Source organism: Paraburkholderia jirisanensis, assembly GCF_054782355.1.
Genome location: NZ_BAAGSQ010000033.1, coordinates 230,569 through 253,586 on the forward strand (window position 1 = coordinate 230,569; position 23,018 = coordinate 253,586).

Sequence of the window (23,018 nt, forward strand, 5' to 3'; positions counted from 1 at the left end):
TCACGGCGCTTCGAGCCGCACGATCACGGCGGAGAGGTTATCGCGCGCGCTCCGTTGCAGCGCCTGCGCAAACAGCTGTGCGAGCCATTCGCGCGGCGCCGCCGGCGCGCGGCACGCGACGTCCAGCTCCGCATCGCTCAATTCCTTGTTGATCCCGTCCGAACACAGCAGAAACTGCATGCCGGGCCGGCTGCCGGCCACGGTCCAGTCGACGAACAGCTGTTCCTCCGCGCCGACCGCCCGCGTCAGCACGCCTGCGCCCGCCTGCGGACGCGCATTCGCGCCGAACTGCGTGACATCGCTCTTGACGCCGTGCACATGGTCCTCGGTCAGCTGACGCAGCGCGCCGTCTTCGTACACATAGGCCCGGCTATCGCCGACCCAGCCGCACAGCACGAAGTCGCGGTCGTGCACCAGCACCACCACCGTCGATGCGATCACGTCGACGCCGCGCTCGTGCGCCACCGCGCGCAGCTCGGTATTGACCTGCTGCAGGCTGTCTTCGATCGCTTCGATAAAGTCGTCGACACCCTGCTCGCGGGTCAGCGCGCCGAGCCGCTCGACGATCAGCGCGCTCGCGTAATCGCCGGCCGCGTGGCCGCCGAGACCGTCGGCGACCACCCACAGGCCGAGGTCGTCGCGCACCAGGATCGCGTCTTCGTTGTGTCGGCGCACCTTGCCGGTCTCGGTGTGACCGGCGGACACGTAGCGGCTCGTCATGCTTCTACTCCCAGCACCGCCAGCGGCCATTGCGCCGGCTCGATCATCAGGTCAGCGGCAAGACCCGCGTCGGCCGCGAGCTGCTCGCGCGCGGCGGCGCAGGTCGGCAGGCCGAGCGCCGCGGCAATCTGCGCTTGCGGCAGTTCCATCAGGCGGCGCGTGACCAGCAGCAGCAGGCGGTCGCCGGCTTCGAGCACGGTGCGCGCTTCGTCGTGATGCGGCGTGCCGGCGGCACCGAGGCCGGGCAGCGCGAGCCATGCGCTGCCGAACAGCAGGTCGTCGAATTCGCCGCCGGCGCCCGCCGCACGCTCGACGAACAGCGGCCGCAGCTGGCCCTGCCGCCAATGCCACGCGAGCGCCGCGCCGAAGCGCATCAGCCGCGCTTCGCCGGCTTCGAAACGTGCTATCAGCACCGCGCCGTCTTCCTCGACGAGGCCCGCCGACGCGGCCCGCGCGCCGTATAGCGGCTGGTTTAGCGCGAGCAGGTTCGCCTGCAGCGACGCGAGGTCTGGCGCGCTGGCCAGCGCGGCCGCGCGGATGACGCGCGCAGCACGGCGGCGCGCATCGAAGGGACCGTCGTCCGCGCATAGCAGCAGCGTGCGGCCATGGTCGAGCGGCAGCAGCGCGGCGGCGGGCGGCGTGTCGAGGTCGGCGTACGCGGGTTCATCAACGCCCGCGCGAGCGCGGGCGGCCGGGGCTTCGGGTGGCGCGTCGGCCGCATGAGCGTCGCGCAGATCGAGCGGCGCGTACGGTTGTGCCGCGGCTTGCATGAGGTCCGGCGCGGCGGCATGCGTGAGCGGCTGGGGTTGCGTTTGCACATGCAGTTGCGTTTGCCCGTGCAATTGCGTTTGCCCATGCAGTTGCGTTTGCCCGTGCAATTGCGCTTGCCCGTGCAATTGCGCTTGCCCGTGCAGTTGCGCTTGCCCATGCAGTTGCGCTTGCCCATGCAGTTGCGCTTGCGCGTGCAGTTGCGTTCGCCCGTGCAGTTGCGTTTGCCCGTGCAGTTGCGTTTGCCCGTGCAGTTGCGTTTGCCCGTGCAGTTGCGTTTGCCCGTGCAGTTGCGCTTGCCCATGCAGTTGCTCTTGAATCGGCATTTGCGCTTGCAACGGCATCTGCGCTTGCATCGGCACCTGCGCTTGCATCAGCGCTTCCGGCTCCCGCACAACTTCGCCAGTCGGCTCCAGCAACAGCGCGTAACTGCGCGGCAAGCCGCGCGTCGCCACCAGCCGCTCGGCGCGCTGCGTCCACCACAAACACCACGCGCCCGGCTGCGCGCCAAGCTGCTGCCATGCCTGCGCGAGCAGCGCGCCGGCCGCGGCATGCGGTGGCACCGCCTGCTGCCACTGCCCGCTGGCCCAATCGAGACCGCGCCAGTGCACCGCCTGCGCGTGTGTGTCGGCAAGCGGATTCGGCAGCGCGGCCAGCCACGCATCGAACGTCTCGACGCTGACCGCCTCGTACAACGCCCGCTGATAAACCCGCTCCAGCGCATCGAACCACGCACCGTTGGCAAGCACGCTCGTCGCGTCGTCGCTGCAAGGCGCCGCCAGCACCAGCGGAAAGCCTCGCCCGAGCCGGTCCTCGGCCGGACCGACCAGCCCGCACCATGCGCCGTTGCCGCATACCTGCGCGGGCAGCACGAAACGCCACGCCGCGCCGGCGCGCCAGACGGCGCTCCATTGCGCGCCAAGCTCACGGCGCGCGCTGTCCACCGCGCGCTGGAAGTGCCGGTCCCAACCGTCGACGAATGCGGTCGGCAAGCGCCGCTGCACGAAATCGCCCGCGCCCGGCAGCTTGCCGAAAAAGCCGACCGCGCCGTTCATCGCGGACACCTGAAGCGGTGCGCCGGATTATTGCCGAACGGATTGGTCAGGCTCGCCGGCTGGATCGGCAACTGCACCGCGTGGCCGGCGAAACTGAAGGTCGCGACATAGCGCAGATCGCCCTGCTTCTGCAGATGCCCGGCATCGAGCGCATGAAACAGCGCCCAGTCGCCGTCGAACTTCAGCGGCGTGCCGACCGCGACACCCGCGGTGTCGACCGCGCTGATCACCACATGGCCCGGCTGCGGGCCGGGCCACGTCATCGCCATGCTGGCTGGCGTGCTGCCCGTGTACTCGTACTTCTGCCCGTCGATCTCGACGCTCAACTTCGCGATCGCGCTATCGAGTTGCGGCGCGAGCAGCGTGAAGCCGACCTGCGGCTGCGCGCCGCCGCGGAAATAGCTCTGGCGGATCTCGTCGGCGGTTTGCGCGGTGGCGAGCACGGCGGCGGGCGCAGCCGGCACGCCAGGCTTGTAGCGCCACGTGCGCCCGCCGCTGTCCACCAGCTTCGACAGCGTCGACTTGAAAAAGCCATCGAAGCGGCCGCCGTTGCCGAACAGGTCGGCGAAGTTTTGCAGCGGGATATCCGAAGCTCCGCCGGCCGCGAACGGGTAGCGGCCATCGACGAAGCTCGGGCAATCGTTGCCTGCCGCCGCGCGGAACTGGTCGGCCAGTGCCGCGCTGCTGCCGCTCGCCACCAGCGCCGCGCTCTTGCCGGTCAGCCCGGCGACGAGGCTCGCGACCTGCGGCGGCAGCTGGCCGCCTTCCTGGCGCGCCGCGAGCAGCGCCGGGTTGTTCTGCGCGGCCGGGTCGCTCAGGTCGTTCATCGTCAGCAGCGCCTTGCTGAGCTGGTCGAGCACGCCGACCGTGTGATCGAGCGGCGTCGCGCCGGGCGTGCCGGCGCTCAGCTGGTTCAGCGACGCGAAATGCGCTTCGATCGCCGCGCCCGGCGCCGGCGCGGCGTCGTTTGCATCGGCGCCGCCGGCATTCGCCCGCGCGTTCGGCACGCCGTACGGCAGGTTCGCGCCGGAATAGCGCAGCTCGCGCGCGAGATGCGTATTCAGCGCGCGCCGTGCCACGACGTTTTCGCCGACCGTTTTCGCCTGCGCCTGCGCATCCGAAGCCGCACTGCCCGCGCCGCCGTTCTGCGCGACACCGCGCAGCAGGTCGCTGGTGTTGTCGCGCACCAGGTTCAGCAGCGCCTTCAGCGGCGAACTCGGGCCCGACAACCTGGCGGCCAGCGCGCTCGCATCCTGAATGCTCGCGACCGGCTGCAACTGCAGATCGGCCAGCAAGCCGTCCCACGCGTGGATGTAGTCCTGCTCGTACAGCGCCAGCACCTGCTGCTCGAAACGCGAGCGCGCCAGCGGATCGATGCGGGTCACGCCGAACACCCAGTCATCCTTGACAAAGCCGTCAACCGACTGGTCGATGCCCTTGTCCACTTCCGACGCGAAATACGGCCGTGTAAACAACGCCGGCAGCGGCTCGGACAGCGGCGCGCCGCTCTTGCGGCTGAACACGTTGCCAAGCAGCCCGAGCGTCTGGTCGAGCCGCACCGGCGGCGCGCCGGAACGCTCGGCGTCGAGCTTCACGCGGCCGTAGATCAGCGTCGACAGATCGGCGGTCTTCAGTGTCGCGCGCGCCTGATCGATCAGCGCCTGGTCGAGCGGCAGCGCGCGCGGCTTTTGCGGATCGTTCAACAGCGCGCTGAAATGCTTGTCGAGCGCTTTCTGGATCGGCGGGTCCTGCGGGAACAGCCGCTGCCATTCGATACGTGCGAGCGCGGCCAGCTCGCCGGCCTCCAGATGCTGCGGCTCGCCGAGCATCAGATAGCCCTTCAGATAGTCGTACAGCGCCTGCGGATCGTTTGCGCTGGCCGTCAGCCCTTCGCGAAAACGCACACCGGCGCCGGGCAGCAGGCTGCCGTTCAGTTCGCGCAGATACGCGCCATGCACCTGGCGCAGCAGCGCATGGCCCTGGAACAGACCGAAGCGCATCGACAGCGGCACGTGTCCTTCGTACTGGCCCGCGACATCCTGCGCACCCGACACCACTTCGAGCCGTTCCAGCGCACGCGCGAAATAGCTCTTCAGATCGGGCGCGCCGGCGAGGCTATCGTTGGCCGGAAAATCCTTCAGCGCGTCCTGCACCTCGCCGACGTAGCTGCGGTTGCGCGCGTAGCTGGTTGCCAGTCCCGCCACCAGCAGCGCGGTAATCAGCGCGATGCCCGCATACGCGCCGGCCTGCAGCAGGATTTTCTGCCGTTCGACGCGCGGGTTGGTGCCGGCAAAGCCCGATTCGCGGAACAGCACTTCCTTGAGCAGACGCTCGACAAAAAACGTGCGCCGCTGCGCGTTCGGATTCTGCACGCGCGCCGCATCGACACCGAAGGTGCGCGCCACCGCGCTCAACATGCGGTCGATCGGCGCGCCCTGCTGCGTGCCCGAGGTCAGATACGCGCCGCGCAACAACGGCGGCGCGCCGTACTGATGCGGCGCGAACACGCCTTCGACGAACTGCTGCGCGAGCTCGCGCAGCGCGCCCAGCTGCTGCGGAAAACTCAGCACCGCGGCGCGCCGGCCGCGATCGCGTTCGGCATGCAGGCGCTCGATCACACGCGTATTGAGCCGCTCGAGCAGCAGATCGAACTCGGCGCCGAACTGCAGGCACGCGCTGCCGTCGATGGTGCGCTCGGCCGGAAACGTCATGCCCCACACCTGGCTGCGCAATTCCTGGCCGAGGTCGTCGAAAAACTCGCCGAAGCCGGCCACCAGATCGGCCTTCGTGAACACCAGATACACCGGCACGCCGACCTTCAGATGCTGCGCGAGCTCGTCGAGCCTGCGCCGCACCGCGCGGATATGCTGCTGGCGCGTGGTTTCGTCGAAGCTCAGCAGGTCCGACAGGCTCATCGTCACCAGCACGCCGTTCAGCGGGCGGCGCTTGCGATAGCGGCGCAGCAGCTTCAGAAACTCTTCCCACGCCGACGCATCGGCCTGCGCGTCGGAATCCTGGGTCGTATAGCGGCCCGCGGTATCGAGAAACACCGCTTCGTCGGTGAACCACCAGTCGCAGTTGCGGGTGCCGCCGATACCGCGCAGCGCCTCCTTGCCAAAGCGTTCGGACAGCGGAAATTCGAGGCCGGAATTCTGCAGCAGCGTGCTCTTGCCCGAGCCCGGCGGGCCGATCACCACATACCACGGCAGCGCATACAGGTTGCTGCCGTTCTTGCGGGTCTTGCGCAACGTCTCGATCGCTTCGGCAAAGCGCTGCTGCAACTGCGCGCGCTCGGCGGCATTGCGTTCGTCGGCGCTCGCGAGCTGCGCGTCCTGGCCCGCGAGTTCGCCGGACAGCTGCGCGGTCTTGCGCTTTTGCCGCCACAACACCAGTTGCACTGCCACCAGCCAGATCACCACCAGCGCCAGAATCAGCGCGAGCCGTGCCGATACGCTGGCAAGCGGCTGGGTATCGCCAAAGCCGATATACGGGCCGGCCAGCCAGATCAAGGCGGCCGCCAGCACGAGGCCGAGCGCCGTGTAGAACCACCGGGACGTGACCCAGGTTTTCAGCTGTTTCATGGGTTCAGTTCTCCGGAATAAACAGTATTTCCACCCGGCGATTGCGCGCCCGGTTAGCCGGCGTATCGACCGGTGTCGCGATCGGCTGCGACGAGCCGGCGCCATTGGAAGACAGCCGCCGCGGATCGTCGAGCCCTTGCGCGAGGATCTGCTGGGTGTTTTGCGCACGCGCGGTGGATAGCTCGAAGTTGTCCTTGAACTTCAGCGAGCGCACCGGCTGGTCGTCGGTATGGCCGACGATGATCACGCGGCCCTGCACCTGGTTCAGCGCCCACGTGATCCGGTGCAGCAGGCCGATCTGCGCCGCCGCGATATCGGCGCCGCCGGACGGGAACAGCTCGCTCGCGGCCAGCCGCACGGTGTCCTCGCCATCGGGCTTCTCGTCGACCGACAACTGGCCGGCCTGCTCCTGCGGCGCAAGCAATTGCTTGAGCGTCTTGCGCGCGACGGCCGGCTTCGGCGCGCTGGTCTGCGGCGGCGGCGCGTCCGCGAGACCGAGCTTCGCCAGCTGCGCGCTGACCGGCTCGCTCAACGCATTCAAGCGCGCATAGAAGAACAGGAACACCGCCAGCAGAATGAAAGCCGCGGCCAGCGCGACGACCCACCACGGCACGTAGCGCATGATCGGATTGCGCCGGTCCTCGATGCCACGCCAATGCGGCGCGAGCTCCGCCGCCGGCGCCTCGCGCAGGCCGCGAATGCGCCGGTACAGATCGTCCTGGATGTCCGCAAGACGGGCGAGGCCGCCTGGCTCGACCAGATAGCGGCCGCCGAAACCGAGCGCGAGGCAGATGTACATCAGCTCGATCAGATCGAGGTGCCGCGAAAAGTCCACCGACAGCCGGTCCAGAATCTGGAAGAATTTCGCGCCGCCATAGGTCTCGCCGTGAAACGTGACCAGCAGCGTTTTTTGCGCCCAGCCGCTCGAATCGCCCCATGGCGCATTGTTGACAGACTCGTCCAGCATCGTGCACAGCACATAGCGCGCCGCCATGATGGTCTGCTGGTTGATGCCGGCGTTCTGTGCATAGCTCTCGAAGCTGTGCACCTGGGTGACCGCCTGTTCGCGCAGCCGCGCGATATCGGCGGGGGCGGCGACGCTATGGCGCAATTGCACGGACAGCAGCAGCAACGGGTTGGCGGCGCGCACCAGCGGGTTGGCGACCCCGCTCATGAAATCGCCGAGTTCGGCGCGCAACGGCGGCGCGCCGGGGCGCGCAGTATTCGGGCCGCCCGTCGCGCCCGTCGCGCCCTGCGCTGCCTGCGCGCGCGGCGCGATAATGCGCGTCGCGTCGTCCGCGCCGCCTGGATTCGGGTTACCTGCGCCGGCCTGATTGCCCTGATTGCCCTGCGGGCGCAGCACGGTGGCGTCGCTGCGCGCGGTCGCGGCGTCGCGACGGTTCTGATCGCTCATGTCCGCACCGCCCACAGTTGCAGATCGAGGCCCGCGAAGCCGCTACCGAAATGCATCGCGAGGCCGCCCGAGGTCTTCAACATGCGCCACATCGGCGAGTTGCGATCGCATTCGAAATACAGGAATCCCGACGTGTACGGCAGCTGACGCGGCGCAACCGCCATCGGCGAGACGCCGATGCCCGGCAGCTGCAGATTCACCAGATCGCGAATCTTCTCGACTGGCCCGATCTTCGACTGGCTCGGCAACTGCCGGCGCATGTCTTCGGCCTTCATGTCGGCCTTCGCGGCCAGCACGAACGTGGCGTTGTCGAGCAGCGTCAGGTCCGGCACCACGCCGACCCACACGCCGTATTTGCGCTGCTGCAGCGGGATCGGCACCGCGCTTTGCTCGAGCACCGCGCTCAGCGCGATGCGCAACGCCGCGATCACCGGCTCGAACGACTCGCGCAGCGCCTCGTGGCGATACGGCGGAAAAGCCTGCGCGCGCTTGCCGACCGCCGTGAAGGTGGCGAGCTCGCCGGCCATCTCGACCAGCAGCCGGTAAAACTCTTCCGGATGCAACAGCGGCGCTTCGGCCAGATGCGCGACCAGCGGCTGATAACGGTTGATCACCTGCAGCATCAGAAAATCGGCGATCTCGGCAGCGCCGCCGCGATCGGTCTGCACGACCCGGCCGGCCAGCGCTTCGCCGCGCTGATGCAGCAGGCCCAGCAGCTCGGTCAGAAAAGTCGACAGCCGCTCGCCGGCCTGTACGTTCAGCGTGGTCGGCATGAACGCTTCGTCGAGTATCACGCGACGGTCGGCGCGGCATTCGACCAGATGCGCGAGCGGAATCTGCATCAGCCCTTCCATCGGCAGCACGTCCGGCACGAGACGCGCGCTCATGCCGGCCACTTCGAGCGCGGTCAGGCCTTCCATGCTTCCCGATGCGTCGCGCACTTCGGTTTCGCGCACGCGGTAGCGCAGCAGCTGGTCGGTCTGCGTGCCGGGCCAGCCGCTGTCGGGCTGCGTCGGCGAACGCAGCGGCAGCGTCAGATGAACGATCTGGTCGCGCCAGTTCGGCTCGATATCGAGCGGCGGCGGCAGCGGATCGTCGCCGGGCATCGCGAACGGCGTGCCGTCCGGAAACACGCCGCGCGCCCGCTTGATGCCGAGCTTGCCGATCGCCAGCAGGTCGCTCTCGAGCTCCAGTTCGTGAAAGCCCCACGCATGCGGGCGCAAGCCGCCGGCCCGCAGCTCGACGTAGCGCTCGAAATAGCGCTCCTGCTGCTGCATGTGCTGTGGCCGCAAAAACAGGCCTTCGCTCCATACCACTTTATTGCTGTGCGTCATGTCGGTGTGTCGTTTCGGTGTTCTGTGGTGTGGCGGTGGACCGTTCGATGTCCGCTGTCCGCTGGGTCTTTCAGCGCGCGCGGCGAGCCTCAGCTGTCGCGGCTTTTCAGGCGCGCCAGCTGGTCTTCGTAGGCGCGCGCGAATTCGTCGCCGAACAGCCGGCGAAAGCATTCGTCAGGATTCCTCGTCAGCGCTTCGAACTGCTCCTTGTAGCGTTCCCAGTGACGCGGCCGGCTGCCGAGCGTAAGGCGCCGCACGCCCTGGCCTGCCTCGGCTTCCTGCTCGAGACGCGCCGGATCGAAGTGCACCAGCAGCGCGTCGAAGGCCGAGCGCACGCCGGCCAGCATCGCCATCTGGTGATTGCGGATGTCGTGCGCCGCGTCGTGCAGCGCCGCAGTGCCGGCAAGGAAGCCGCCGGCAGGCGGCGCCAGCAGCCGCGCGACCGCTTCACCGGCGGTCGGCGCGAACTTCAGCGGGTTGTTCTCCGAGCGCTGGATCAGGGTGGCCGGCATGCGGAAGCTGTTCTTCAGTTCGGCGCGCGCGCGCAGCACGTCCATCAGCGAATCGACGGCGATCTCGAACATCTCGGCGAGTTGCGGGTGCTCGGTTGGGGCTGTGGGTTGAGCGACGGGTTGAGCGACGGGTTGGGCGACGGGTTGGGCGACGGGTTGAGCAACCGGTTGAGCAACCGGTTGAGCGACCGGTTGAGCGACCGGTTGAACAACCGGCTGAACGGCGGGTTGAGCAAGCGGCACGGCCGAGGACTGAGCTGCGGCTGGCGCTCGCGCGTCGGGTGCCGTACCGGCCGCTGCGTCGCCTACTGCCGAAGCGGCCTGCACAAACGGCGCCGGCGCGGCGGGCGGCACCGGCTGCGGTGCCGCGGCGCCTTGCGGCGCCATCGCAGGCTGCGCGACGGCCGCCCCCGACGATGCGGGTGCCGGCGCAACGGCCGGTGCCGCGGCTGCAGGCACGGGCTCGTCCTCTTGCAACGGCGGCAGCGGTAGCGGCAGCGGCAGCGGCAGCGGCACATCGAAATCCGTCGGCAGCGGTTGCGGCCACAACGAATCGCCAGCCAGCGGCTCGTGCACAGCCGGGATTGGCGCATCGTGAACATCGTGCCGCGCGTGCGTCGGGCCGCCGGGCGCCGCCCCGTCGACCGCGTCCGGTGCCTGAGGCTCGTGCGTCGGCCGATGCAAGGCCGGCGGCTCGCCTTGTGCGCCTTGTGCGCCTTGTGCGCCCTGTGCACCCTGTGCACCGTCGGGCTTCGCCGCGCTGCGCGCTACCCCGTGCGGCTCGTCCTGATGCGGCAGCGGCGCAGCAGCCGGTGCCATCCGCCACTGGCTGATGCTCACGTCCCAGTCTTCCGGCAACTGCGGCGCCTGCCCGCGCGCCGCTTCGACAGGCGGCGGACGATAGCGATCCGACACGCCCGGCGTGTGGTTCCAGCTCGGGCCGGCAGCCGGCGGCGCCGGATCGTCGAAATACGACGGCGGCGTATCGAACAGTGCGAGCGGATCGAGGCTCGCGCCCGGCGCCGGCGCATCGGCCGCACCGGGAATCAGTCCCTCGCCGCTGCGCGCGCCCGACGGCGGGTTGCTACGCGATGGCCCGAGCAGCAGACTCAGATCCAGCGGGTCGCCGGAGCCGCCTGGAACCGGTGCCGAGGGCCGCGCGAGCGCGTGCTCGTCAGCCGGCGCGGCCGGGTCCCGGTGCGGCGCGTTGTGCTGTGCATTTGACGGTGCGTGTTGCGGGAATTCGCGCTGCGTATGCCGTTGCGTGCTGTCGCTGTCGTCGCCGCAGATTTGCACGCCGATCTCGAAGGTATCGATCTGCAGCAGGTCGCCATCTTTCAGCGCGGCTGGGTCGCCTTTGCGCAGCGGCGTACCGTTCAGCAGCATGCCGTTGGTGCTGCGGTCCTCGATAAAGTAGATGCCGTTCAGATAGCGCACCTGCGCATGCAGCCGCGACACGCCCTCGGCATTGAGCACCCAGTCGCAATCCTGTGCGCGGCCGATACTGCCGTCGCGTCCGGCAAACCGCTGCTCGCGTTGCAGGCCGTCGCGCCCGGGCGCGTCGCCGTGGATCGAAAGCATCAGTTGTTGCGCACCGCTCATGTCGTTTCTCCATCGATTCCGTTCGGGGTACCCAGCAGATTCAGCGCGCTTCTGACGAACGCCACGCGGCGCACCACGAATTGCTCACGCACGTGGGCCGCAAGATGCGTCAGCGCAAGCGCCACGGCGCGCGCGGTCATCGCGGGACCGGGCGGCGCGGGCTTGTCGCTGCCCGGCGGCGCGAGGTCGCCGCCGGACCAGCCGGCTGCGGCTGCCGCCCATGCGCCGCAGCCGCCGAAGCGCTGCGCGCGGGCAAACGCGAGTGCCGCGCGGCGCGGCGCGTCGTCACTGTTGCGCACCCATTGTTCGGCGAGCGCAAGGCCCGCACGGTCGGTTTCGCCAAGCGCTTCGTTGCGCGCGCACTGGCATAGCCAGGCTACCGCGTAACGCCGCGGCAGCAGCCGCGCGACGAGCACCAGCGCATCTTCGGCGAGGCCCGCATCGAGCAACGCTTCGACCGCGACGCGCGGCGTGCCGACGCCCGGCGTAGCGACGCCCGGCGTAGCGACGCCCGGCGTAGCGACGCCCGGCGTAGCGACGCCCGGCGTAGCGACGCCCGGCGTAGCGACGCCCGGCGCGCCGACGCCCGATGTCGTCTCATCCGACGCCGCGCTACGCTGCCGCGCGGCAAGCGCCTCCAGCGTCGCGTGCGCGGCCGGCGAGCACTGCATGTCGCGCGCGGCCGCCATGATCGTGTCCATCGCGCGCGTCCTCACAGCACACCTGGCACCGGTACCGGCGGCACCGGCGCCGGCAGGATCAACGGCAGCTCGCCGGTCAGCAGCGCGGTAATCGTGCCGGCCAGTTCGAGCGTCTGCGACTGCACCAGCGTGGTCGCCTCGGAGATGATTTCCATCGCGCCGAGCGAACCGATGCCCAGATTCGCCTTCGAGCCGATCTGCATCGACACGCCCGCCTTCAGCCCGACGTCCATCACGCCTTCGATCTGCACCTGCGTGCCCTTGATGGTGATTTCGCCGGTGCTCTTCATCACGATGCTGGCGAGCCCGGTCACCAGTTCGATCTGGTTGCCGGCCTTCAGCGTGTAGTTGTGCGCGACGTCCACGTCGTGATCGTGTTCGGACTCTTCGCGCAGATCCTTCTGCGCGTGGATCAGCACCTGCTCGCTGCCCATCTTGTCCTCGAAGCGGATCTCGTTGTAATCGTCGCTGCCGCCGCCCTGGTTGCTGCGGCTCTTCACGCCGCTTTGCGTCTTGTTGTCGGGCAGGCTGTACGGCGGCATGTTGTCCGCGTTGTACACGCTGCCGATAATCAGCGGCCGGTCCGGATTGCCTTCCAGAAAACTCACCACCACTTCCTGGCCCACCCGCGGGATGAACTGCGCGCCCCAGCGCTTGCCGGCCCATAGCTGCGCGACGCGCACCGGGCACGAGTTGTCCGCATGCGGCTTGCCGGGCTGGCTCCAGAAGAACGTGACCTGCACGCGGCCGTATTTGTCGACGGCAATGTCTTCGGGCGTGTCGCCATACACCCGCGCGGTCTGCAGCCCGGCAATCACCGGCCGCGGCGTGTGCGGCATCGTGCGGAACGGCTGGCGGCTCTTGATGGTCTTGAAATCGCACTGGAACGGCTCTTCGCCGACGTCGCTGCCGCCGCTGCCCGCCATGTAATCCGGCTCGACGAGCCGCATCGTGGTTTCGATCACCAGGTATTCCTGGTTCGCGTCGGACAGCGGGAAGTCCTTCAGCCTGAACAGCACGCCGGCGCCGACGCCGCATGCGTCGGTATGGCCGTTCGAGATCGCCTGCGGCACGTTCAGTGCGTCCGCGCGCACGCGCGCCCAGCGCTGCGCATCGGATAGCTGCTGGTCGTAGCCGAACGTGTCGTACGGGTAGTCGTAAATGTCGAGGCCGCTGATGCTATGGGCGTCGTCGGTATCGGTCAGCTCTTCGGTCGCGAGCAGCGAGGCCTTCGGCTTCAGATAGTCGTAGTCGTCGAGCTGCACCTTGGTGGTATTGACCGTGTGTGCGGTCTGCCAGTCGCTGATCGACGCCTTCATCCGCTTGCCCTTTTCGGTCGGCGGCGCATAGGGAATCTGCTCGAAGCTCGGCACCGTGCTGTGCGCGCCGAGCGCATCGGCCAGCACCATCGTGTGCGTGCTGTCGCTATGCGTGAAGAAGTAATAGATGCCTTCCTGTTCCATCAGCCGGCTCAGGAAGTCGAAATAGCTCTCGCGATACTGCACGCAATAGTCGCGCGCCGGATAGTTGCCGGACAGGCTCAGCTTCAGGTCGCCATAGCCGAGCTCGCCGAGCACGGTCTGCACGATCTGCGGCACGCTCATGCTGCGATAGATGCGGCTGTCGCGCTTTCGGGTCAGCAGCCACGGCTTGGGCACCACGACGAAGTGGTACACCGCATAGCGAACGTTGTCGATATTGACGAAGCCATGCTGCTCGCCTTCGCAGACGATGCCGTTGAAATAGCGCGTATAGCCCTGCGGGCTCACCAGCTTGACGGTCATCGGCGTGCCAAGCAACGCGCGCAGGTCGACGTCCGGGGTCTTGCTGATGGTTTCCAGCTGGTACGAAAACAGTTTCCCGAGTGCTTCGTGCGCGGTCATGTTCGCGAACAGCAGGCTCGTGCCGAGCGTCGAAGTGAGCGTGATTGCGTGGGCCATCGGAATTCAAACTCCTGCGTCGATATCGATCTCCGCTACCACAACAGCCGTCGCTGGCCTTCTATTCCTTCGCAAATGCATATCGTCGCTCGCATCCGCGTTCGTCACGGGTTCTGCGCCCGCTTTCGCCGCCTTGCCGGCCAGCACGATCCAGCCGTCCACCCACCGGCCCGCTTCCTTGCGTAGTGCTTGCGCTTCGATATGCAGGTCGCTGAAGCCGGCTTTCGCGAGGCTTGTTTCGAGCGCCGCACGGCTGTGCTGATAGCGGCCGCTCGGTGCGAGCGCGTAGGCTGGAACGTCGGCGCCGGCAGCGCCGTGCAGCGCTTCGAGACTGAATGCGAGCTGCCCGCCCGCGCGCAGTGCGTGGCAGCTGGCGGCCAGCACCGCCGCGAGATCGCCGAAATAGACCAGCGTGTCGGCGCACACGATCAGATCGTAGGCGTGCGCATGCCGGCTCAGGAACGCCGTCAATTCCGCGCATACCAGCTCGTCGTAGCCGCCGCGGCGGGCCGCCTCGCCGAGCATGCCCTCCGACAGATCCACGCCGGTCAGCGTGCGGGCGCGCGTGCGCAACAACGGCGCGCACAGGCCGGTGCCGCAGCCGGCGTCGAGCACGTCGAGCGTGTCGGGGCCGCCGTCGCCCGCCACCGGCGCATACGCATCGAGCGCTTCGACCAGCGCCTGCGGCGCGCGGTAGCCGAGGTTGTTCACCAGCTGCTCGTCGAAGCTCAGCGAGAAATCGTCGAACAGCTTACGCACATATTCGTCGCCGGCCCGCGGCGGCGCGGCGTTCGCACCGCACGCGCACAGCATGTGCTGCGGGACCGGATCGGCGGGATCGTGTTCGCTCCACGCGCGATACACGCCTGCCGCCTCGTCGATGCGGCCCAGCCCGTACAGCGCCATGCCGAGCGCTTCGAGCGCGCGCAGATTGTGCGGGTCCAGTTCGAACGCGCGCCGCAGGCAGTCGACCGCCTGCTCGATGTCTGGCCGGCTATCAGGGTGACTGCACAGAAAACGGCCGAACCAGTAGTGGCCGCGCGCATCGTCGGGCGCCCGCGCCAGCCACGTGCGATACGCGCTGCGCGCCGCGTCGATGCGCTGCTGCACCTGCAGCACGATCGCCAGATTGCCGAGTGCCTGCGGATGCGCAGAGGCGATCGCGAGCGCACGGCGATAGCAGGCTTCGGCTTCCGTATGGCGGCCGCATTCCTTGTGGATGTTGCCGAGGTTGCTGTGCGCATCGGCGTGGCCCGGCGTCAGGCGCAGCGCATGGCCAACCAGTTCGACGGCCTCGTCGCTGTGGCCGCGCTGATGGCGCAGCACGCCCAGATAGTGCAACGCGTCGGGTTGCGCCGCATGCATGCGCAGCGCGCGGCGATAGTGTTGCTCGGCGCTGTCGAGTTCGCCGGCCTGATGCGCGCGCAGCGCCTGCTGCAACGCCTGCGCCGCGCCGGCTGCGGCTGGCCGCGGGCGCTGCGCGTAACGGGAGGTAGGGCTCATGGACATCCGGACCGTTGCTATGCGCCGATGGATTCACTGTGCGCGGCCACCGCGCCGGTCTCGTCGGCTGATGCGGCAGTGGCCTGCGCATCGTCACCGAACCGGTACGCAAAGTCCGCATCCACCACACTGACGCGCACGCCGCCGATCGCGTCGCCGCGCATCGTCCGCGCGAGAAACTCGCGACTGATTTCCGGCAGCATCGTGTTGGTCAGAATCGCATCGATCATGCGCCCGCCCGATTCGCTCTCGGTGCAGCGGCTCACGACCAGTTGCACGACGTCGTCGCCGTATTCGAACGGAATCCGGTAGCGCGCTTCGATGCGCTGCCTGATGCGGCCCAGCTGAAGTTTGACAATTTTGCCCAACATGTCGGTGCTGAGCGGGTAGTACGGAATCGATACCAGCCGCCCCAGCAGCGCCGGCGGAAACACCTTCAGCAACGGCTCGCGCAACGCCTTTGCCATGCCTTCGGGCTCCGGCATCAGCTCCGGATCCTTGCACAGGCCGGCGATCAGATCGGTGCCCGCGTTGGTGGTCAGCAGGATCAGCGTGTTCTTGAAGTCGATCAGCCGGCCCTCGCCGTCTTCCATCACGCCCTTGTCGAATACCTGGAAGAAGATCTCGTGCACGTCCGGGTGCGCCTTCTCCACTTCGTCGAGCAGCACCACCGAATAGGGCTTCCTGCGCACCGCCTCGGTCAGCACCCCGCCCTCGCCGTAACCGACGTAACCCGGCGGCGCGCCCTTCAGCGTCGACACCGTATGCGCCTCCTGAAACTCGCTCATATTGATCGTGATCAGGTTGTGCTCGCCGCCATACAGCGCCTCGGCCAGCGCGAGCGCGGTCTCGGTCTTGCCGACGCCCGACGTGCCGGCCAGCAAAAATACACCGATCGGTTTTTGCGGATTGTCGAGCCCGGCGCGCGAGGTCTGGATGCGCTTCGCGATCGTTTCCATCGCATGGTCCTGGCCGATCACGCGCTGGCCCATCAGGCTGGCGAGATTCATCACGGTTTCCAGTTCGCTGCGCATCATGCGGCCGACCGGAATGCCGGTCCAGTCCGCGATCACCGACGCCACGGCCTGATAGTCGACGCTCGGCAGGATCAGCGGCGTTTCGCCTTGCCGTTCGGCAAGCCGCGCCTGCAGGCTCTTCAGTTCCGCGAGCGCGGCGGCGCGCGCCGCGTCATCGAGTGCGGGCGCTGACGCCTGGTCTTGCGCCGCCTGTTCGAGCTCACTGCCGGTGCCTTCGACCGGCGCCGCATCGCCGCGCAGTTGCACGCGCAACGCCAGGATCTGTTCGACCAGCACCTTCTCTTCGGCCCACGCGGCATCGAGCCGCTGCAAACGCTCGCGCTGCGCCGCCAGTTTTTCGCTGGCCGCGGCCTCGCGCTCGGCCACGTCCACGCCGACGCGCTTCTCGCGCCCGATAATCGCCAGCTCGGTTTCGAGCGCCTGAATCCGCTTGCGGGTATCGTCGACTTCGGCCGGCACCGCGTGCTGGCTGACCGCCACGCGCGCGCAGGCGGTGTCGAGCAGGCTCACCGCCTTATCCGGCAACTGGCGCGCCGGAATATAGCGGTGCGACAGCTTGACCGCGGCCTCCAGCGCTTCGTCGAGAACCTGCACGCGGTGATGCTGCTCCATCACGCTGGCGACGCCGCGCATCATCAGGATGCCCTTCTCTTCGCCCGGCTCGTCGATCTGCACGGTCTGAAAGCGCCGCGTCAGCGCCGGGTCTTTTTCGATGTGCTTCTTGTATTCGGCCCACGTGGTCGCGCCGATGGTGCGCAGATTGCCGCGCGCCAGCGCCGGCTTCAGCAGGTTTGCCGCGTCGCCGGTGCCGGCCGCGCCGCCTGCGCCGACCAGCGTATGCGCTTCGTCGATAAACAGGATCACCGGCTTCACCGAGGCCTGCACTTCGTCGATCACCTGGCGCAGCCGGTTTTCGAACTCGCCTTTCATGCTTGCGCCGGCCTGCAGCAAACCGACGTCGAGCGTGCGCAACTGCACGTCTTTCAGCGGCGGCGGCACGTCGCCTTGCGCGATACGCAGCGCAAAGCCCTCGACCACCGCGGTCTTGCCGACACCGGCCTCGCCGACCAGCATCGGGTTGTTCTGGCGGCGCCGCATCAGGATGTCGACCACCTGACGGATTTCCTCGTCGCGGCCGACGATCGGATCGATCTTGCCGCGCCGCGCCTCGTCGGTCAGATCGATCGTGAACTGCTGCAGCGCCTGCTGCTTGCCCATTTGCGCGGGCGCCAGCGCGCCGCTTGCGTCGCCGGGCGCAGCCGCGCCGATCTGAAAACCGTCGGTGGGGCGCAGGCTGTCTTCCGGCGAGCCGGCGACGATTTCCGCAAAACTGTCCGCGAGCGTTTCCGGCTTGATCTTCGCGAATTCGCCCGACACGGCATGCAGCGCATTGCGCAGGTGCCGCGTGCGCAACAGGCCGACCAGCAGATAGCCGGTGCGCACCTGCGCTTCGCCGAACATCAGCGTGGCGAACACCCAGCCGCGCTCGACCGCTTCCTCGACGTCGCCGGACAAATCGGAGATCGTCGTCGAGCCGCGCGGCAGCCGCTCGAGCGCTTCGGTGATGTCGCGCACCAGGTTCGATGGATTGAGCCCGAAATGCTTGACGATCCGATGCAGGTCCGAGTCCTGCAACTGCAGGATCTGATGGATCCAGTGCACCAGTTCCACATACGGGTTGCCGCGCAGTTTGCAGAACACGGTGGCGCTTTCGATGCCCCGATAAGCAACTGCGTTGAGCTTGCCGAACAACGCGTTACGACTGATCTCGGCCATGGTCTTGTTCCTGTGACGGCGTACGCGGCCGCGGCAGCGGCCGCCGGTTCAATGAAAAACGCAATGGATAACGAAGGGCACTGCAGCTAGCCGACCGGCTTGACGATCACGTCGTCGGCGTCTCCCGGCTTCGCGTAACGGCCCATCCATGTGTTGAAACCCATCCGGCCCGCGCGGCCCATATGGGTCAGCGGCACCTCTTCCTTCTTCAGCACGAGCTGCAGATCCCAGCCCTTCTCTTCGCCCACATAGGTTTTCACCGCGGCGACGAACTGCTTCAGGCTCTCGCCGCCCGGCAGCAGACGGTTGAACTCGGCATGCGTGAGCGGCCCGACGCGCAGCCGGAAGCGCTGCTGCGCGCCGCGCACATGCGCGCCCAGCACCGCCGTGCGGCCCATGCCAGCCATCGCGACGCCCATGCGCAATTGCGCGTCTTGCGGCACGCGCATCCATTCGGCGACGAATTCGAGCACCTGTACCGGCACGCCGAAAAATTCCTGCAGCAGACTCTTCAGGCCTTCGGCGTTGCGCGCCTGCGGCACCAGCCGGCCGGCGAAAAAGCGCTTGTACTGATCAGGCAGCGCATCGCGCCGCTGCAGATGCGGCGTGGCCATGCCGATCAGCGCGCCGACATAGGTGCGAAAGCGGTCGTCTTCGGGCCGGTCGAGCTGCACGGTCGGCTGCGCATCGGCCCAGGCGCGGTAGAACAGGCTCAGCATCCGGTGGTGGAAGATGTCCGCGAACGCGACGAAGGTCGGGTCCTTCGCGTTGCGCTGCCGGTCCACCGCGTATTCGCTCAGGTGATTCGGCAGCGCGCCGTTCGGCCCGAACAGCCCGAGAAAAAGGCCATGGAGCCGCGCCGGCCGCGTGCCGCTCTTCGGCTCGAAACGCTCGATGCTGCGCGGCGGGAACTCGAGCGTCGCCGCGTGCGCGAGCCGCACCGGGTCTTCGGCCGCGCGCGTCGAACGCGCGAGCCGCGGCGCTTCGGGATACGCGCATTCGAGGCGGCGCAGCGCCTCGAAGAATTCGAAATCCTCCGGCCGCTGCGCCAGCGCTGCTTCCAGCGCTACAGGATCGGGCGCTTGCCGAGCATGGCGGGCCATCGGGCTACCTCGTTGCGTTCGAGCGTGACGAGCACGGTCTCGGTGAAGGAATTGAGCGATACGTAACGCGCGAAAAAGTGCTGCATCACCGAGCCGAGCAGGAACGCGCCGGTGCCTTCGAAGGCAGCGTCGTCGCAGGTCAGCGTGATTTCGAGGCCGCGGCCATAGGTGATCGGCCCCGCAACCGGTACGCGCCGCGTCGCCGGCAAGGCCTTCACACGCTTGATCCCTTCCACCTGGCGGCGGGCGCTCGCATCGAATTCGTCGCAGTACAGCGTCAGCATTTCGCGTAGCGCGGCGGCGCCCTCGTCGCCGTCTTCGTCGAGCAGCGACAGATAGTTCAGCTGCAGATGGCTGATCAGCCGCCACGCGGTCTCGCCGGTCGCGGTCGGCGCACGCGGCCGCGTCGGACCCGCGACGCAGCGGATCGACGCGACTGGCGCGTCGGTGTCGAGCGTGAAGTCGGTATACGACTTGCCCACCGGCATATGCAGCGGCAAGTCGCGATTGGTGCACAGCATGCGCATGCCGACCTGACGCAGCGAGCTCGAGTACGGCGCGTCGTTCGCATCGACCAGCGCAATAAAGGTCTCGCTGCCGACGTAGCTGGAGCGCGGCCCCTGCTGCTTCTGACGGGTCGACAACAGGCGCGGCTCGCGGCGCAGCGTATAGAACGCCGCCTGCCCGCCATGCCACGTGCGCTGGTTGCTGCCATAGAACGGCAGAAAGCTCTGCTCCGGCTCCTGACGGTCGCCGAAGCCCTGCACGTCGTACACGCTGTGGATTTCGAAGTCCATCGGCCGCGTGCGGTCGCCGAGCACGTGATATTCGGTCTTGCCCTGCTGCAGATGGATACGGTCTGAGCGCCGCTCGAACAGATTGATCGCCGGCGTGCAGAACAGCCGGAAGTTGTCCGCATCCACCGCGTTGTGCAGCCGCGCGACGCTGCGCTCGAGCCACACGACGATCTCGAACTCGTTGCCGTGCGCACGCGCGAGCAAACGCCGCAAGCCGGTAAATTCGGTGAACAGGAAGCGCTCCGGGCACGCGAAATATTCCTGCAGCAGGCGGTAGCCGCTAAACGAGCGGGCGCCGTACGGCAGCAGCGCGTCCGCATCGTCGAAGCCTTTTGCCTGCAGCGCGGCGGCCTCGTAATGCTGCTCGGCGAGTTCGCCGGTGGCGGTAGCGGTGCGCGCCGTGTAGCCTGCGGCGTTCGCCAGTAGTTGCTCGTACAACAGTTTCGGCAACTCGTCGGCGCCGGCCAGGAACACCGGCAGATTGTCGAGCGCGAGCGTCTTCGCCTGCGCGCCGGCCAGCGTGCGGAACTTCAGCCGGATGCCGGCGCGCACCGTGCGGCCCGGCGGCGGCACGAGGCCGGCCGCGGCCAGCGCGGCCGGCGTGTCGAAATAGCGCGCGTCGTTCAGTTCGAGCGGCCACAGCGTCACGTCGTGCGCGGTGCGGTATTCGCACGGCGTACGCTCGCCGAACCCGATCAGGCTGCGCAGCACCGTATGGCGCGCCACCGCGTGGCCGGCCGGCGGCAGGTCTTCGGCGGTATCTGGACGCAATTGCACGACCGCCATCGATGGAATCGGCGCGAGGTAGTGCGGGTAAATCATCTCCAGCAGGTGTTGCGTAAACACCGGGTATTGCGCGTCGAGTTTCAGCTGCACGCGCGCGGCCAGAAACGCAAAGCCTTCGAGCAGGCGCTCGACATAGGGGTCCGCGCACTCGAAGCCTTCCAGGCCGAGACGGCCGGCAATCTTCGGGTACTCGCGGGCGAACTCGGCGCCCATCTCGCGCACGTGCTGCAATTCGCGGTTGTAATAGCGCAGAAAACGTGGATCCATGGCGCTCAACCGAAGCTTGGCGAAACGTGAAACTCGCCGGTTTCCAGATCGAGATCGGTGCGCAGATACAGCGATAGCGGCAACGGCTGCGCCCACATCTGCGCTTCGATACGGAAACTCAGCGAACGGCTGTCCATGCGCGACTCGTCGAGATTCACGCTGACCTGCACGGTGCTTGCGACGAGCCGCGGCTCGAAGTTGATCAGCGCCGCGCGAATGCGGTTTTCCAGCACGCTCGCCTCGACGCTCGCCAGCGCGGTGCCGGTCAGATCGGGAATGCCGAAGTTCAGCACCGAGGTGTCGACGTGCGGATGCTCGGCCAACTGCTCGCTGCTCCAGTGGCGCGTGCAATTGAGCAGCCAGCCGATATCGCGCGTCACGCATTCGCGCAGCCGCGACGCGGTGATCACGCGTTCTTCGCGGCTCTCGTCGGGCCGCTCGCGCGCGAGATCGGTGAGCCGGTCCAGCAGCGACGGCTGCAAGCGTTCCTGCGAGGTCAGTTCTGCCATGGGGAGCGTGCTTAAGATGGACTCAATGTGCGGCGGGGCCGCGCGACGATGCGGCGGCGTTGCTTTCAGGTGCGGCAGCGGTGTCTACGTCTATGTCGGCGTTGACGTCGAACACGATCGAGCGCACGTCGAGCAGCGGATATTCGCCGGCTTCGGTGGCCAGCATGCGCTGGCCGCTGCCGACGAAACAGTCGCTGCCGAGCTCGTGCCAGTCGGTGCGCTGCGCAAGCGCAAGCTCCGCATCGCCGGACTGTTCGCTACCGCAATAGCGGCACGGCACAAAGCCGATCGCTTCGCCGCCGTTGCTCCACGTAATCTGCACGGGCGCCCAGATCTTGTCGCGCAAGTCCGACGGCGCGTCGAACTTCAGTTCGCGGATGCGCGCGAACGGCACCCATGCGTAGCCGCCCTTCAGAATCACTTCGAGACATGGGCCGAAACGCGGGTCCGCATCGGCGAGCCATTCGAAACGCGTGCCATCGATCGTGCCGCTCACCGCTTCGGCCTGCTCGAACGCCGTTGCACGCAGCGCGAGTGCATCGGCAATACGGTTTTCATGCAGCCACTGCAGCGATTTCAGCAGCAATGCGTGCCATGGCGCCGGCTCGCCGATCAACGTCGGGCTGCGCGTGCCGGCAAACACGGCGGCACGCTCGCGCTCGCCGCGCAGCGCGAATTCGTAGGCGGCGACCATCAGCGCATTTTGCGCATCGAGTTCGCCCGCGACCCGCAGCTGGTTTTCTGCGCGCTCCCACTGGCCGAGCAACGCCAGCAGCTGGAACAGAAACACGCGGCGCGCCGCATCGGCGGGCTGGCTGCGCACCTGCGCGGTCAACGCCTGCAGCGCGTCGTTCAGGCGGCCGTCCTTCAGCAGGGCTTCGGGACTGGCTGCGATGGGGGCATTCGGCGTGGAAGCGCTCACGATAAGGGATCTGATGAAGTGGAAATCGGACGCACCCGCGCACGCGATTCGCGCCGCTGCTGCGGCAGCGCGAACCGGCACGCGGGTACTGCTGCAACTGCGCTTACTGCTTGGCGACCTGCTGGATGTCGTACGTGAAATCCTTGGTGCCGCCGCTTGCCTTGCCTTCGTCGTCTTGCGGCTGGAACGAATACTTGAACTTGCCGAAGTGCAGCGTGATGTTTTCGGTCAGACGCTCGTCGCCGCCGCTGCCGCCGGTCGAGACCGACGTGACCAGCACGCCTTCGCTCAGCTCGATCGTTACGAAGTCGGTCTGCTGGCCGGTTGCATTGGTCACGTACAGATACGCGTTATCGACCCGCGCACCGGTACACACTGCCTGCAGCAACGCATTCGAGCAGCTGTCGACATACTTGGTGACCGTGATGTCCTGGATATTGGCCTTGCCGCCCGATGCGTAGCCCGCGCCGGTATGCAGGTTGCCGGTGTTGCTGCAGCCCCACGACCACGCGATGATCGGCACTTCGTTCTTGTGCTTCGAGTGATTGGATGCGCCCTGGATCGTGACCGATCCGGAGCCGAACTTCAGGTGCATGTCGAATGCCATGATGGATTCCTCGTTTGCGAATGGATGGGTTCGAGGGTTCGAACGTCAGGCCGTGCGGTAGAGCGGCGCGCCGCACGGCCGGGT

The 23,018-nt window shown here is 67.6% G+C and carries 16 protein-coding genes; all 16 read right to left on the reverse strand.

Annotated features, from left to right (window positions below; genetic code table 11):
• The 16 genes from ACYVNQ_RS33100 to ACYVNQ_RS33175 all read right to left on the reverse strand — a co-directional run bounded on the left by ACYVNQ_RS33100 (position 1) and on the right by ACYVNQ_RS33175 (position 22,934).
• Positions 1-720: a PP2C family protein-serine/threonine phosphatase gene (locus tag ACYVNQ_RS33100; RefSeq protein ID WP_460909051.1), complete on the reverse strand. Its 720-nt coding sequence runs from the start codon at positions 718-720 to the stop codon at positions 1-3.
• Positions 717-2,543 (reverse strand): type VI secretion system-associated protein TagF, encoded by a 1,827-nt coding sequence (gene tagF / locus ACYVNQ_RS33105; protein WP_460909053.1) that lies wholly within the window; start codon positions 2,541-2,543, stop codon positions 717-719. Before tagF ends, ACYVNQ_RS33100 begins: the two co-directional genes overlap by 4 nt.
• Positions 2,540-6,124, reverse strand: coding sequence for a type VI secretion system membrane subunit TssM (gene tssM / locus ACYVNQ_RS33110; RefSeq protein WP_460909055.1), 3,585 nt, complete (start codon positions 6,122-6,124; stop codon positions 2,540-2,542). The genes tagF and tssM overlap by 4 nt, the downstream gene beginning before the upstream one ends.
• Before the next feature lie 4 nt (positions 6,125-6,128).
• Positions 6,129-7,538 carry a type IVB secretion system protein IcmH/DotU gene (gene icmH / locus ACYVNQ_RS33115; RefSeq protein WP_460909057.1) on the reverse strand — a complete coding sequence of 470 codons (1,410 nt, stop codon included), beginning with the start codon at positions 7,536-7,538 and terminating at the stop codon, positions 6,129-6,131.
• Entirely contained in the window at positions 7,535-8,872 is a 1,338-nt protein-coding gene (gene tssK / locus ACYVNQ_RS33120; RefSeq protein ID WP_460909059.1) for a type VI secretion system baseplate subunit TssK, read from the reverse strand. The genes icmH and tssK overlap by 4 nt, the downstream gene beginning before the upstream one ends.
• Before the next feature lie 89 nt (positions 8,873-8,961).
• Positions 8,962-10,986, reverse strand: coding sequence for a type VI secretion system-associated FHA domain protein TagH (gene tagH / locus ACYVNQ_RS33125; RefSeq protein ID WP_460909061.1), 2,025 nt, complete (start codon positions 10,984-10,986; stop codon positions 8,962-8,964).
• A complete protein-coding gene (locus tag ACYVNQ_RS33130; RefSeq protein ID WP_460909063.1) occupies positions 10,983-11,435 on the reverse strand; it encodes a DUF6931 family protein in 453 nt (150 codons plus the stop codon). Before ACYVNQ_RS33130 ends, tagH begins: the two co-directional genes overlap by 4 nt.
• On the reverse strand, positions 11,363-11,587 hold the full coding sequence (locus ACYVNQ_RS33135; protein ID WP_460909065.1) for a pentapeptide repeat-containing protein: 225 nt from the start codon (positions 11,585-11,587) through the stop codon (positions 11,363-11,365). Before ACYVNQ_RS33135 ends, ACYVNQ_RS33130 begins: the two co-directional genes overlap by 73 nt.
• A gap of 111 nt (positions 11,588-11,698) precedes the next feature.
• Positions 11,699-13,627 (reverse strand): type VI secretion system Vgr family protein, encoded by a 1,929-nt coding sequence (locus ACYVNQ_RS33140; protein ID WP_460909067.1) that lies wholly within the window; start codon positions 13,625-13,627, stop codon positions 11,699-11,701.
• Between the two features lie 6 nt (positions 13,628-13,633).
• Entirely contained in the window at positions 13,634-15,130 is a 1,497-nt protein-coding gene (locus ACYVNQ_RS33145) for a tetratricopeptide repeat protein (protein ID WP_460909069.1), read from the reverse strand.
• Positions 15,131-15,147: 17 nt separating this feature from the next.
• Positions 15,148-17,943, reverse strand: coding sequence for a type VI secretion system ATPase TssH (gene tssH / locus ACYVNQ_RS33150; RefSeq protein WP_460909071.1), 2,796 nt, complete (start codon positions 17,941-17,943; stop codon positions 15,148-15,150).
• A gap of 86 nt (positions 17,944-18,029) precedes the next feature.
• Positions 18,030-19,046, reverse strand: coding sequence for a type VI secretion system baseplate subunit TssG (tssG, locus tag ACYVNQ_RS33155; RefSeq protein ID WP_460909073.1), 1,017 nt, complete (start codon positions 19,044-19,046; stop codon positions 18,030-18,032).
• Positions 19,010-20,896, reverse strand: a complete 1,887-nt coding sequence (tssF, locus tag ACYVNQ_RS33160; RefSeq protein ID WP_460909075.1) for a type VI secretion system baseplate subunit TssF — start codon at positions 20,894-20,896, stop codon at positions 19,010-19,012. Before tssF ends, tssG begins: the two co-directional genes overlap by 37 nt.
• Before the next feature lie 5 nt (positions 20,897-20,901).
• A complete protein-coding gene (gene tssE / locus ACYVNQ_RS33165) occupies positions 20,902-21,405 on the reverse strand; it encodes a type VI secretion system baseplate subunit TssE (RefSeq protein ID WP_460909077.1) in 504 nt (167 codons plus the stop codon).
• Between the two features lie 22 nt (positions 21,406-21,427).
• On the reverse strand, positions 21,428-22,327 hold the full coding sequence (locus tag ACYVNQ_RS33170; protein ID WP_460909079.1) for a type VI secretion system accessory protein TagJ: 900 nt from the start codon (positions 22,325-22,327) through the stop codon (positions 21,428-21,430).
• A 103-nt stretch (positions 22,328-22,430) separates the two neighbouring features.
• The gene (locus tag ACYVNQ_RS33175; RefSeq protein ID WP_460909082.1) at positions 22,431-22,934 is read right to left on the reverse strand and encodes an Hcp family type VI secretion system effector; all 504 of its coding nucleotides are present in this window, start codon (positions 22,932-22,934) and stop codon (positions 22,431-22,433) included.
• Between the last annotated feature and the right edge of the window lie 84 nt (positions 22,935-23,018).